Raw genomic sequence first — 12,770 nt, 5'->3', positions numbered from 1 at the left:
CCGGCACCGCGCGGTCCCCCGGCAGTCCCCGCCGTGAGCTACGCGTACCACGAACCGTCGGAGCGTCCATGGACAACGGCACTGTTCCGCTGCACCGGCTCACCTTCGTCGACGAAGGCCACGACGTGCTGATCGGGCGGCCCGAGATCGAGTCGTTCGCGCTGTTCCCCCCGGACGGCGCCGAGTTGGTGCGCCGCCTCCAGGCCGGGGACACCGTCGCGCAGGCCGCGCGCTGGTACCGCACGGCCTACGGCGAGGACGCCGACCTCGACGATGTGGTCGAAGCGCTGCGGAGTCTGGGCTTCGTCCGCACCGAGGACGAGGCCGAGGCGAAGTCGTCGGCCCCTCCGCTGCGTTGGCGGCGGCTGGCGAATGTGCTGCTGTCCCCTCCGGCGTATCTCTGCTACGTCGTGCTCGCCGCGGCGGCGGTGTATCTGGAGCTGCGCCGACCGGAGTTGCGTCCCGACTCCGGGAACTTCTTCGTCGGCAGGTCGCTGCTGCTGGTGATGGCCGCCGCTTATCTGGCCGAAGTGGTCGGGCTGTTCCTGCACGAGGGCTTCCATGTGCTGGCCGGCCGGCGGCTCGGGGTCGGCAGCCGGCTGGGCATCAGCCGCCGTCTGTACTTCATCGTCTTCCAGACCACGCTGACCGGGCTGATGGGAGTGGAGCCGCGCAAGCGCATCCTGCCGTTCTGCGCCGGGCTGCTGGCCGACGCGATCAACTACAGCCTGATGATCGTGGTGGCCGCGATCGACACCCGGATCAACGGCGGGCTCACCGTGGTCGGCCATTTCGCCCTGCTGCTGGCCTATCTGACGCTGCTGCGGATGTCCTGGCAGTTCATGATCTTCATGGAGACGGACCTCTACTACGTCTTCACCACCATCGCCCACTGCCCGAACCTGCTCCGGCTGACCCGGCAGCGGCTGCGCCGCGCGGCGCTGCGCGCGCTGCGTCTCCCGGCCCGTACCGGCGGCGAACTGGCCTCGACCCCGCATGAGTTGCGGGTGGTGCGGTTCTACCTGCCGGCGGTGGTCGTGGGCACCGCGGTGATGCTCGCCGCCGCCGTGGTGTTCGCGGTGCCGGTCACGATCGAGTTCGTCGTCCGGCTGGTGCACGGGATCACCGGCGGCCCGCTCGACGAGCGGTTCTGGGACTCGGCCGCGGCCGGCGGCCTCACCCTGGGCCAGATCGTCATCGTGGCCGTCGTCGCGATCCGCGAACGCCGGGCCCGCCGGACCGCCGAAGGCGCCGCTTCCGCGCCGGCACCTTCGCCGGAACCCTCTTCCGCGCCCTCATCGACAGGAGCGACCGACCATGAGTGACATCTCCGGCCACACGCATGTCGTGGGCGCGACCCGGGCGGACCGTCTCGCCGCCGTCGAGCGCGTGTGCGGGCAGGGCGCCGCCGCAGCCGGGCACACGGCGGACACAGCCGGCCCCCGGGTGCTGCGGGTCGACTGCCACCGCCGGCTGCGGGGCCCGTACACCGGTCTCGGTGGCGTCCTGCGGGCGCTCGTGCCGGAGATCCACGCCGCCGATCCCGCGCCGGCCCTCGCGCACCACCGGGAGATCGTCACGGTGGCCCCCGAGCTGACCGCGCTGCTGGGGACGCCGGCCGGCACGCTGACCTCGGAGTCGCGCGAGGAGGAACGCACCCGGTGGTATTCGCGGTTGCGCGCCCGGCGCGTCGCACACGGCATCGTGGACCTGCTGCGCGCGTACGCCGACGGTCCCGGCTCCGTACGCACCCTGGTCCTGGACGCGCTGCCCGAAGCCGACTTCACCGACCAGGAGTTCATCGCCATCGCGCTGCGCCGGCTGGACCCGGCCCGCCTGCGGCTGGTCGTGGCCGGCCGCGACGACGCGGTGAGCGCGGAACTCGAAGCGAGCCTGCGCGCGTACACCCGGCGGGTCGACGCCCCGCTGCTGGCGATCGCGCCCGGCGGCCTATCCGACGACCTCGAACGGGCCCGCGCCTTCGTCGACTCCGACGGCACGGACGACGACCCCGCGCTGCGCGCCGCCTACCAGCGGATCGGCGCCGACGACCGGCTGCGGCTGCACGACCGGCGGGCCGCCGAACTCGACGGCGCCGAGGAGACGTTACGACTCGGCGCCGTCCCCTACCACCTGCTCAACGGCACATCGGCGGACAGCGCCGGCTGGGACGCGGTCAGCGAGGCGGCCGACTACTGCCTGGCCACCGGGTTCTACGACGCGGCCCTGGAGTTCGCCGGCCAGCTGACCACCCGCGCGGACTACGACCGGGCGCCCCACCGGTACTGGGACGGCTGGTACCGCACCGCGCACGCGCTCTCCCAGTCGGACCGCGTCGACGAGATCAAGCCGATCTACGACGACCTGCTCGCGCGCTTCGACTCCCCCCACCCGCAGATGACCATGCACTACGCGCTCAGCATGCTCTACACCCGGCTGTACGGGCCCGAGGAGAAGGACCACCGGCTCGCGCTCGGCCACGCCAACACCGCGGTGGCCATGGCCGGTCTGCTGCCCGAGGAGGACAACCGGGCGTTCCACATCGCGTTCATGAAGAACGGCCGCGCGCTGGTGCAGATGCACCTGGGCGATCTGCGGGAATCGCTGAGCCTGGTGGAGGACGGCATCGCCCGGCTCGACCGCGAACTGGCCCCGGAGCGCCAGCGCCTGCACCGCTCGGTCCTGCACCACAACCGGGCGCAGCTGCTCGCCCGGCTCGGCCGCCCCGACGAGGCGATGGCCGAGTACGACGAGGTGATCCGGCTGGACCCTTACTACCAGGAGTACTGGTTCGACCGCGGCAATCTGCGCTACGAGCTGGGGCAGTTGGAGTCCGCGGCGGCCGACTACGAGCAGGCGGTCGCCCTCGGCTCGCCCTTCACCGAGCTGTTCCAGAACCGGGGGGCGCTGCGGGCCGCCGTCGGGGACCTGGAGGGGGCGGTGGCCGACTACCGCTATGTCCTGGACCTGGAGCCGGACCACCTGGACGCCCATGTCTGCCTGGCCTCCCTGCTGGTGGACCTCGGCCTGCCGCAGGACGCCGAGGTCCAGGCGCGGGCGGGGCTGAAGGCCGCGCCGGACGACGCGCGGCTGAACGCGCTCAGGGGGCTCGCGCTGCTGGGCCTGGACCGGACCGAGGAGGCCGGACAGGCCTTCGACCAGGCACTGGAGCGCGACGCCGGCAACCCGGTCGCGCTGGTCAACCGGGCCGTGATCGCCTGCGAGTCGGGCCGCCACGCCGACGCCCTGGCGGACCTGACCCGCGCGCTGGCCGACGACCCGGACAACGCGGATCTGGTGTTCAACGTCGGCTTCGTCCACGAGGCCGCCGGACGCGCCCTCGACGCGGTGGGCGAATACACCCGGGCGCTGGAACTGCCGGGCGCCGACCGGGCCGAACTCCTCTACCGGCGCGGCTCCTGCCACGCCGGACTCGGCCGCAGCGCCCAGGCGCACGCCGACTACGAGGCCCATCTGGCGCTGGGGCCCTCGCCGTACGCCACCGAGATCACCGCCTACCTGGAGACCGCGGCCGGCGTCTGACACCGCCCACCGCGGCGCCGGAACCTCCGGACCACCCCAACCGCCGCACCACCACCGCCGCACCACCACCGCACCGAACACTGTCGAGGAGAGACATGCGCGTACTGCTCGTCAACACCCCGTGGGCGGCGATCGACGTGCCGTCGCTCGCCCTCGGCATTCTGCGGCACAGCGTGCGGGACGCCCTGCCCGACGCCGAGGTCGAGGTGCTCAACGCCAATCTGGACTATGTCGACTGGATCACCGAGCGCTCCGACTTCGGCCTGGCCGACTACACCTACTACTCACTGGACACCTACTTCCTCGGCTGCGGCGACTGGGTCTTCTCCTCGGCCCTCTACGGCGATCCGCAGTGGCACGTCGAGCAGTTCACCGAGATGTACGCGGCGGTGATGACCGACGAGGAACTGGCGATGAACCTGCGCCTGCACGAACTCGCCCCGCAGTTCATCGCCGAACTCGCCGGGCGCATCGCGGCGTTCGAACCGGACGTGGTCGGCTTCACCTCCACCTTCCAGCAGAACGCCGCGGCCCTGGCCACCGCGCGGGAGCTCAAGCGCATCAACCCCGCCATCGTCACCATCTTCGGCGGCGCCAACTGCGACGGCGCCCAGGGCGAGGCGATGCACCGGAACTTCGACTTCGTGGACTATGTGCTGCGCGGCGAGGGCGAGGCCTCCTTCCCTGCCTTCCTGCGCGCGCTGACGGGCAGTCAGGACTTCGCGAAGGTCGAAGGCCTGTGCTGGCGGCCCGAGCCCGGCGCCTCCGCGGTGAATCCGATGAGCACCAGCCCGCTGCCGCCCGCCGCCATCCTCAGCCCCGACTTCGAGGGCTTCTTCGAGCGGCTGGAGCTGTCCACGGCGAGCAGCTGGATCGAGGGCAGGCTCGTCATCGAGGGCGCCCGCGGCTGCTGGTGGGGCGAGAAGCACCACTGCACCTTCTGCGGCCTCAACGGCTCCTTCATGCAGTTCCGCAGCAAGAGCCCGAACAGCTTCCACGACGAGATCCTCGCGATGATCGAGCGCCACCAGGTGCTGGACCTCATCGCCGTCGACAACATCCTGGACATGGAGTACCTCGGCTCGGTGCTGCCCCGGCTGATCGAGGCCGGCTACGACCTGCGGGTGCAGTACGAGGTCAAGTCGAATCTCCGCTTCGACCAGCTGCGCACCCTGGCGGACGCCGGCGTGGTCAGCATCCAGCCCGGCATCGAGAGCCTGAGCACCTCGGTGCTCAAGCTGATGGACAAGGGCGTCACCGGCTGCCAGAACATCAGGATGCTGCGGGACTCCCAGTCGCTGGACCTGACCGTGCTGTGGAACTACCTGCTCGGCTTCCCGGACGAGGACCCGGACGCCTACGAGGCGGTGATCGCCCAGCTGCCGGCCCTCTACCACCTGGAGCCCTGCTCCGGCACCTCGCGGGTGGCGATCGAACGCTTCAGCCCGTTCTTCAACCGGCCCGAGCTGGGCTTCTCCGAGCTGCGCCCCGCCCCGCAGTACGCGATGATCTACGACCTGCCGGAGCGGGAGCTGATGGACTTCGCCTATCTCTTCGCGGCGCCCGTCCGCGGCATCGGCGCGGACCTGGCCGATCGGCTCGACAGGGCGGTGACCGACTGGCAGCAGGAGCACCGGGCCAGCAGCCTGTCCCACACCGACCTGGGCGACAGGGTGATCCTGGTGAGCAACCGCCGGCACTTCGACTGGCATCTGCTCACGCTGGCCGACCCGGTCGAGCTGGCCGTCTTCCGGCTGCTCGAACAGCCGCGGACGGTGCCGGTGCTGGTGCGCAAACTGGCCGAGGCGGGCCACGCCGGGGCGGACGCTCCCGCCGTCGAGGCGATCCTCGCCCGTTGGACCGCGCTGGGCATCGTCTTCCACGACGACAGCGCGTACATCCACGTCGTACCGCTCGCCACCAACCAGGAACTCGTCCGGGTGGACCTGCGCAGGACGATGCTCCCGCAGCCGGCAGCCGAACCGGCCGACCTGACCCCCGCGATCGCCTGACGGCCCCCGCCGTCCCCAGCCGACCGGTCGGAGGCAGTCCGACCCGTGCCGAGAAGTCCGAAGGAGAAGGAGGACGCGTTGACCACGGCCACGCAGGACCAAGGAGCCGATATCGCGCTGGTGCACCGCCGGCACGCCGACCCGGCGACGATCACGCTGGAAGGGATGGGCGCCAGGGCGGCCACGCTCGGGGCCGATCCGATCGGCGCGGTGAGCGCGCTCTGGGAGCAGGGCGCCCGGCATGTCGTCCTCCCGGAGCCGGTCGACCTGTCCGCCGCCGGGGACGGGGAGCGGGCGGTCCGCGCGCTGGTCGCCCTGCGCGAGCTGACCAGCCGGGCGATCGCCGTCGAATGGCGGCTGCACCTCGGCGGCGACGCCGAGGCCGTGACCCCCTTCCGGCATCTGGCGCCGCCGCAGGCCGTCACCGGCGTCCCGGACGCCGCGGGGCTGCTGGACCAGTGGCGGACCGACTACTTCTTCGGCGCCTGCGTCTTCCGCCGGGGCCCCGGCTTCCTCCAGGTCAGGGACAAGCGGGACGGCCAGCTCAGCCGGATCACCATCGACGAGGCCGACTTCATCGCCGCCGTCGACGCGCTCGAAGCCGGGGCCCCGGCGGACGCGGTGTCCGCCGGGATCGTGGGCGATCTGGCGGCCGAGGGCCTGGTCGGCCGGGCCGGCGCCCATGTGTGGTGGACCCCCTGCCGGGTGCTCCGCTGGCCCACCCCCGCCATGCTCTTCTGAGCCGCTGACCTGGGCGGACGACCGCCCGCTGACGACCGTCCGCTGCCCCGCCGGCCCTGACCGGCGGGGCAGCGGCCGTTCCGCCGGGCGCGCGCCCCCGCGCGAGGCCGCCGTCACCGACCCCGTCATCCATCAAGCGCACTTAAGGGTGCGTACCGCCAGAAACCCGGACATAGTTTTTTACGTCTGGTGTATCTGACGTTTCCGGCGGATCGGGTTGAGGTGCTGCGACTATGCGTATAACGGGACTTGGGCACGCGGGGCTGTTCGTCGAGACATCGGCGGGGTCCGTGCTGTGCGACCCCTGGGTCAATCCCGCCTTCTTCGGCTCGTGGTTCCCCTTCCCCGACAACACGGATCTGGACTGGGCGCACTACGGACGGGCCGCGGACTACCTCTATGTGTCCCATCTGCACCGGGACCACTTCGACGCGGAGAACCTGCGCCGCACCGTACGCAAGGACGTCACCGTACTGCTGCCGGCCTTCGCCACCGACGAGCTGGAACGCGAGCTGCGCGCACTGGGGTTCAGCGAATTCCTGCGCACCCGCAGCGGGGTCCCGGTCGAGCGCGACGGCCTGCGCATCATGATCACCGCGCTGACCGGTCCCGGCGACGGTCCCATCGGCGACTCGGCGCTGTCGCTGGACGACGGCGAGACGGTGCTGCTCAACCAGAACGACGCGCACCCGCTGTCGATCCCGGCGATCCGCGAATTCGGCGAGGTCGACGCCTACTTCGCGCAGTTCTCCGGCGCGATCTGGTATCCCATGGTCTACCGGCTGCCGCACTCGGCGAAGCGGGAGTTCGCGGCCCGCAAGCGCCAGGGGCAGTTCGACCGCGCGCTGACCTACATCGACGCGGTGCAGGCGGCGCATGTCTTCCCCAACGCGGGGCCGCCGTGTTTCCTCGACGACGAGCTGTTCGAGTTCAACGGGACGGGCCGCGACGGGGAGAGCATCTTCGTCGACCAGCGGGAGTTCCTGGCACAACTCGCCGAGGCCAGGCCCGACTTGGCAGCGCACATGCTGCTGCCGGGGACCGTGGTGGAGCAGAAGGGCGCGGTCTGCGAGACCGACCACCCGTACTCCGAGGCGGAGATGGACCGGATCTTCATCGACAAGCGGGCGTATCTGCGGGACTTCGCCCGCCGGCAGCAGCCGGCCCTCGCCGCCGAGCGCGCCTCGCGGGAGCCCGCGCTGCCGCCCGAGCGCCTGCTGGCCGAGCTGAAGCGGTGGTGGGAGCCGCTGATGGCGCGCGCCGACCGGATCTGCACCGGAGTCGGCGGCCCGGCGCGGCTGGACGTGGGCGACACCGCGATCGTGGTCGACTTCCCGGCCCGGGAGGTCCGGTTGTGGGCCGGCGAGCGCTGCCGCTACACGCTGTCCACGAGCGGCGACCTGGTGGCCACCAACATCGCCCGCCGCGAGGTCGACTGGTCCAACAGCCTGCTGCTGTCGATGCGTTTCACCGCCAGCCGGGTCGGGCCGTACAACGAGTTCCTGTACGTGTTCTTCAAGTGCCTGTCCATGGAGCGGGTGGAGTACGTGGAGAACTACTACGACTCGCGCGAGGACGAGGGCGAGGACATCGAGGTCGACGGCTGGCGGATCCAGCGCCGCTGCCCGCACCTGGGCGCCGACCTCAGCCGCTTCGGGCAGATCGAGGAGGACGTGCTCACCTGCACACTGCACGGCTGGCGCTACGACCTGGCCAAGGGCCGCTGCCTGACCGCGGACGACCACGACATCCGCGCCACTCCCCTCGCCCCCGCCGAGCCCGCGGCCGCGGCCGTGTCGGCCGGGGACCGCGAGTGGGCCGCCGTCGTGGACACCGACGACCAGGCGGTGAACGCCTGACCGGCCGGCCGGAGCGGGCCGCGCACACCGGGTGACCTGCGGTGCACCCATCGGAGCCGGACGGCGGCGTACGTCCGGCTCCGTTTGACGTCCCGGGGGCGGAGTCGGACATTTGACGGGAAACAACCTGCCCGGCCGACGCCGTACCCCCGTCCACCAGGGGCCGGCGGCCGGCGCCGAGCACTCGGCGTCCAGGGCGGGACCCATCCGGCCACCGGTCGGCTACCCGTCAGGACTGCCATGCGCCGAACCCGAGCTGTCGTCCCCGCCCTCGCCGCCACCCTGGTCGTCGGGCTGGCCGGCGCCGCCGCCGCGCGGACCGGAGACCACCCCGCCGGCCAGCCCGCCGCCGCCCGCGCCCCGGTCGCCCAGGTCGCCGCCAAGACCCCCGGCGGCCCGCCGCCCGCCGCCACCGAGCCGCGGATCATCAACGCCTCGATGGCCATCCCGTCGATCGGCATCCGCTCGCTGGCCATCGTTCCCTACCAGGGGACGACCGACGACGCGCCGGGTACGCGGATACAGGACCGCGGCATCGCCGCCAGCCCCTTCGGACCCAACGGCGGCGTGGGCCCGGGCCAGGTCGGCAACTACCTCGTCACCGGTCACCGCGACTCCGCCGGCGGCCCGCTGCACATGGTCCCGTCGCTGAAGAACGGCCAGCAGGTCGTCATCACGGCCGGCGGCAAGGTCTACACGTACAAGATCACCCAGACCCGGGTCACCGACTTCCGCTCCCCCAGCTCGCTGGTCGAGCAGCGGGCCGCGGTCCCCGGTTTCCCCGGCAGGACCCCCACCCAGGCCATGATCACCGTCTCCACCTGCGCGACGCTGGAGGACCACGCGGCCGGCAACTTCTGGCACGACGCCGAGGACAACCCCCAGCACCGGATCGACAAGATCGGCGTCCTCGTCAGCACGCGTCCCGCGTCCTGACCCGCCGGGCTGCCGGCACCGTCCGCCGCGTCCGCCGTGTCCGCCCCGAAAACGCGTCCGCCCCCGGAAACCTCGCCCGCGCACGGCCGCCGACCGGCCGAGGAGAGAGGGATCATGAAGATTCTCGTCACCGGCGCCACCGGCACCGTCGGCAAAGAGGTGGCCGAACAACTGTACGAGCAGGGTCACGAGGTCAGGGCGCTGGTCAGGAATCCGGCGAAGGCCGACCTCCCCGGCGACGTGGACGTGGTGACGGGCGACCTCACCGAGCCGGACGACGTCCGCCGGGCGCTGACCGGCATGAACCGTGCCTTCCTGAACATGGCCGACGACGACGGAGCGGCCTTCGCCTCCGTCGCCGGTGAGATGGACCTCCGGCATGTCGCGCTGCTGTCGTCCTTCACCGTCAGCGTGCGGCTGCCCAGTGGTCCGGACAACGTGGTCACCGCCCGGCACGCCACCGGGGAGCGGCTGCTCGGCGAGGCGGGCGTCCCGTCGACCTTCCTGCGCGCCGCCGGATTCGACTACAACGTCCTGCTGTGGGCCGAGTCCCTGTCCGACGGGGTGGTCCGCACCCCCTTCCCGGACATCCGGCTGCCCGTCGTGCATCCGGGGGACATCGCGGCCTGCGCGGCGGCGGCGCTGAGCGCCGAGAAGCCGCCGGTCGGCGTGTTCTCCATCACAGGCCCGGAGCCGCTCTCCACCCGCGACCAGGTGCGCACCCTGTCCGAGCTGACCGACCGGCCGGTGAGCGTCGAGCAGATGACCATCTCGGAGGCGGTGGACGAGGCGTTCCCGGCCGGCACCCCGCAGTTCGTGTCGATGTCCGTCCTGGAGACGCTAGGGCTCGGCGGCCAGGCGGCCGCGCTGCCCGTCTCGGACGACGTCGCGATTCTGACGGGGCGGCCGCCGCGCGACTTCCGCCAGTGGGCGACGGAGAACCTCGCGTCCTTCGGCTAGGCCGGTCGGGCGCCGCTCCCGCGTCCTGACCGGGCGCCTCACCGTGCCCCACCGCGCGTCGCCCTGCCTTAAGCGGAGGGGGGCGCGGGGCCGCATGAGCCGGGGCGGACGGCTGCCTCTAGCGTAGGGGGGACGACAGCCGTCGAAGGACCGTGGAGGTTGGGCATGCCCGAGGACGAACTGATGGGCGATCAGGTGTATCAGCCCGACGGATCCGAGGTACAGGACGACGAGGGGCTGCTCGACCCGCTCGACACCCTGGAGGACCGGGGCGTCGAGGACGACGAGGACGAGGGCTATTCGCCGCCGGAGCGGCCACTGGGCGTGAACCGCTTCGGCGTCACCGCCCAGGAGCAGCGCACCGGCGAGTCGCTGGACCAGCTGCTGGCCGAGGAGGAGCCCGATGTCGCCCCGATATGGGGCGACGGCGTCGGCGACGCGCTCACCGACGGCGAGGCGGTCGACCCCGAGGCGGGTGAGTACCGCAGCGGGCGGCTGCTCTCCCACGACCCCGCCGTACCGCTGCCGGAAGGGGAGGCCGCCGACCTGTGGGCGACCGACGTCGGCATCTCCGGCGGCGCCGCCTCCGCCGAGGAGGCGGCGATGCACGTGGTGGACGACCCGCAGCAGTCCTCGTACGACGACGACCTCTGACCCCGGCCGCGCCTCCGGCCGGCGGTGGCGTACCCGGGCCGGGTACGCCACCGCCGACCGGAGGCGTCAGGTGGCCAGCAGCCGGTCGGCGTGCTTCTCGATCATGTGGGCCACCGCGAAGGTGAGCCGGTGGGTGCGGGCCTCGTCGAGGGAGAGCCAGACCGGGGACTCGCCCTCGTCGTTCACCGTCACCTCCGGCGCGGTGGGGAGGTCCAGGAGGTAGGCGTGCCAGAAGTGGGCGTCGGAGCCCCTGCGGCAGGCGTCGCCCAGCAGGTGCGCGCTCGCGATGGGCCGCAACGTCCCGGCGCGGATTCCGACTTCCTCCATGAGTTCCCGCCCCGCGGCGGTCTCCGGGGCCTCTCCGCGATCGACATGACCGGCCGGGACCGTCATGGCGAAGGGAAAGGCCCGCCGCCGGAAGAACAGGAATCTCCGTTCGGGGTCGCGGACGAATACGCCGGCGCTCTCGTGCCAGTATTCGCCGCTTTCGTCCGTCCACCAGGAAATTCCGGGATCGATGACGACGGCCCGGTCGGCCCGCTTGCCGCACGACCGGCAGACGGCTTTCTTTCTGCCGTCCGCGGTGAACCATTCGACGGCCGCCGCGTGGCAGTGCACGCAGTATTCGCCATAGGTGTCGTCGTACGGCTGGAGGAAATCGATTCTCATTCCGGCCTCCGGTGCAGGGCGTCCGCGGGTGCCGCCGCATCGGGTCCGTGACCGTGACCGTGCCGGTGACGTGAGCTGTCCAGGTGCCCTTGTCCGTGCCCGTGCCCGTGCCCGATGAACTGGGGCTGCCGGGGCGGGGACGGCGGCACGGTCTCCGGCGGGCCGGTCGTGGCGCTGCGGGCGGTGACCAGCAGCAGCCCGGCGCCCAGGGCCGTGAAGATCAGTGTCGCGACGACCGTACCGCCGCCCCACCCCGCCTGCCCCACCACCAGGCCGAAGAGCGGTGGTCCGGTCAGAATCCCCAGGCTGCCGAGCTGGGCGAGGGCGCCGCCCGCGAGATCGACCTCCTCGGGGCGCCGGGCGATGGCCGGCACGGCGGCGAACACCGCGGAGATGAGCAGCCCGTCGACCAGCAGGGCGAGGAAGGCCGCACCCACGGCCGCCGTGAGGGGCACGCTCCGGGAGAAGGCGGGCAGGCAGGCCGGCGGCATCAGGGCCGCCAGCGGGACCAGCGCTTTGCTGGGGACGCCCCGGCGCAGCAGCGCGCCGGCGAGCAGGCCCCCCAGCGCGCTGCCGGCCGAGACGAGGGCGACGACGGCTCCCGCCCGCGCGGAGGTCTCGTGCCGCTCCTTCATCAGATAGGTCGGCAGCAGGACCACCAGGGCCACGCCGACCAGTGACAGGCAGGCGTACGCCCCGGCCGGTCCGAGGAACCGGACCCAGGTGGCCGCGCCGGGCGGCCGGCGGCCGGGCGGGGTCGGGGCGGGCGGCGGGCGCGGCAGGGTGACCGCGAGGAAGGCGGCCAGCAGCAGGGGGCCGAGCCCGGTGACGCCCAGCCAGTCGTTCCAGCTCAGCATGTCCGCCAGCGCCCCTCCCGCCACGGCGGCGAGCGCGAGCCCGGTCGGCACGCACGTCCCCCACAGGGCCAGGGCCGCCGCCCGCGTACGCCCCCGGGTCAGTCCGGTGAGCACGATCGGGCCGGCCACGAAGACCAGGAGATAGCCGGCGCCCTCGGCCGTCCGCAGGCCGAGCAGCAGCGGCCAGGAGGAGGCGAGCGCACTGAGTCCGGCCGCCGCCGAGATGACGACGAGGCCGGCCGGCAGCGCGCGGCGGGCGCCGAAGCGGCTGGTCCACCAGCCGACCGGGACGCCGAACACCGCGCCCACGGCGGTCATGCCCGAGGTGGCGCAGGCGACCGTACTGAAGGACAGGCCCAGCGACGACTGGACGGCGGAGCCCACCGGCGCGACGGCGCCGAGTCCCACCGCGGCCTGCACACCGGCGAGCCAGGTCGCCACCACATGCCGCCAGGGCGAGGCCGGACGCTCGCGCCCGCGGTGACTTCCGTACCTGCTGAGCATGGGTTCTCCCGGTCGCGGCTCTGACGCGTGGCGGG

The 12,770-nt window shown here is 72.5% G+C and carries 10 protein-coding genes; 8 read left to right on the top strand and 2 right to left on the bottom strand.

Translation table 11 applies throughout. From position 1 onward, the window contains the following. Nucleotides 1–68 precede the first annotated feature (68 nt). The 8 genes from ACFO3J_RS18680 to ACFO3J_RS18645 all read left to right on the top strand — a co-directional run bounded on the left by ACFO3J_RS18680 (nucleotide 69) and on the right by ACFO3J_RS18645 (nucleotide 10,705). Nucleotides 69–1,325 (top strand): hypothetical protein, encoded by a 1,257-nt coding sequence (locus ACFO3J_RS18680; RefSeq protein WP_386430583.1) that lies wholly within the window; start codon nucleotides 69–71, stop codon nucleotides 1,323–1,325. Next, on the top strand, nucleotides 1,318–3,543 hold the full coding sequence (locus ACFO3J_RS18675; protein WP_386430582.1) for a tetratricopeptide repeat protein: 2,226 nt from the start codon (nucleotides 1,318–1,320) through the stop codon (nucleotides 3,541–3,543). Before ACFO3J_RS18680 ends, ACFO3J_RS18675 begins: the two co-directional genes overlap by 8 nt. A gap of 95 nt (nucleotides 3,544–3,638) precedes the next feature. Continuing rightward, complete coding sequence (locus tag ACFO3J_RS18670) at nucleotides 3,639–5,555, top strand: RiPP maturation radical SAM C-methyltransferase (protein WP_386430581.1); 1,917 nt, start codon at nucleotides 3,639–3,641, stop codon at nucleotides 5,553–5,555. 78 nt (nucleotides 5,556–5,633) lie between these two features. Beyond that, entirely contained in the window at nucleotides 5,634–6,296 is a 663-nt protein-coding gene (locus ACFO3J_RS18665) for a DUF5825 family protein (protein WP_386430580.1), read from the top strand. Between the two features lie 233 nt (nucleotides 6,297–6,529). Then, nucleotides 6,530–8,155, top strand: a complete 1,626-nt coding sequence (locus ACFO3J_RS18660; protein ID WP_386430579.1) for a Rieske 2Fe-2S domain-containing protein — start codon at nucleotides 6,530–6,532, stop codon at nucleotides 8,153–8,155. A 240-nt stretch (nucleotides 8,156–8,395) separates the two neighbouring features. Continuing rightward, nucleotides 8,396–9,091, top strand: coding sequence for a class E sortase (locus ACFO3J_RS18655; protein WP_386430578.1), 696 nt, complete (start codon nucleotides 8,396–8,398; stop codon nucleotides 9,089–9,091). Between the two features lie 114 nt (nucleotides 9,092–9,205). Next, on the top strand, nucleotides 9,206–10,051 hold the full coding sequence (locus ACFO3J_RS18650) for an SDR family oxidoreductase (protein WP_386430577.1): 846 nt from the start codon (nucleotides 9,206–9,208) through the stop codon (nucleotides 10,049–10,051). Nucleotides 10,052–10,216: 165 nt separating this feature from the next. Continuing rightward, the gene (locus ACFO3J_RS18645; RefSeq protein WP_386430576.1) at nucleotides 10,217–10,705 is read left to right on the top strand and encodes a DUF5709 domain-containing protein; all 489 of its coding nucleotides are present in this window, start codon (nucleotides 10,217–10,219) and stop codon (nucleotides 10,703–10,705) included. Nucleotides 10,706–10,771: 66 nt separating this feature from the next. Here ACFO3J_RS18645 and ACFO3J_RS18640 read toward each other — a convergent pair whose 3' ends face one another. Continuing rightward, on the bottom strand, nucleotides 10,772–11,374 hold the full coding sequence (locus ACFO3J_RS18640; RefSeq protein ID WP_386430575.1) for an NUDIX hydrolase: 603 nt from the start codon (nucleotides 11,372–11,374) through the stop codon (nucleotides 10,772–10,774). Further along, entirely contained in the window at nucleotides 11,371–12,735 is a 1,365-nt protein-coding gene (locus ACFO3J_RS18635; RefSeq protein WP_386430574.1) for an MFS transporter, read from the bottom strand. The genes ACFO3J_RS18640 and ACFO3J_RS18635 overlap by 4 nt, the downstream gene beginning before the upstream one ends. Nucleotides 12,736–12,770 lie beyond the last annotated feature (35 nt).

Source organism: Streptomyces polygonati (assembly GCF_042650325.1).
Taxonomy (GTDB): Bacteria; Actinomycetota; Actinomycetes; order Streptomycetales; family Streptomycetaceae; genus Actinacidiphila; species Actinacidiphila polygonati.
Note: the sequence above shows the minus strand (reverse complement) of the source record. Positions and strands in the feature narration are given on the sequence as shown.

Bases quoted from the DNA above. Each gene is read 5' to 3' on its own strand.
- ACFO3J_RS18680 (WP_386430583.1), top strand. From the start codon at position 69: ATGGACAACGGCACTGTTCCGCTGCACCGGCTCACCTTCGTCGACGAA.
- ACFO3J_RS18675 (WP_386430582.1), top strand. From the start codon at position 1,318: ATGAGTGACATCTCCGGCCACACGCATGTCGTGGGCGCGACCCGGGCG.
- ACFO3J_RS18670 (WP_386430581.1), top strand. From the start codon at position 3,639: ATGCGCGTACTGCTCGTCAACACCCCGTGGGCGGCGATCGACGTGCCG.
- ACFO3J_RS18660 (WP_386430579.1), top strand. From the start codon at position 6,530: ATGCGTATAACGGGACTTGGGCACGCGGGGCTGTTCGTCGAGACATCG.
- ACFO3J_RS18655 (WP_386430578.1), top strand. From the start codon at position 8,396: ATGCGCCGAACCCGAGCTGTCGTCCCCGCCCTCGCCGCCACCCTGGTC.
- ACFO3J_RS18650 (WP_386430577.1), top strand. From the start codon at position 9,206: ATGAAGATTCTCGTCACCGGCGCCACCGGCACCGTCGGCAAAGAGGTG.
- ACFO3J_RS18645 (WP_386430576.1), top strand. From the start codon at position 10,217: ATGCCCGAGGACGAACTGATGGGCGATCAGGTGTATCAGCCCGACGGA.
- ACFO3J_RS18640 (WP_386430575.1), bottom strand. From the start codon at position 11,374: ATGAGAATCGATTTCCTCCAGCCGTACGACGACACCTATGGCGAATAC.
- ACFO3J_RS18635 (WP_386430574.1), bottom strand. From the start codon at position 12,735: ATGCTCAGCAGGTACGGAAGTCACCGCGGGCGCGAGCGTCCGGCCTCG.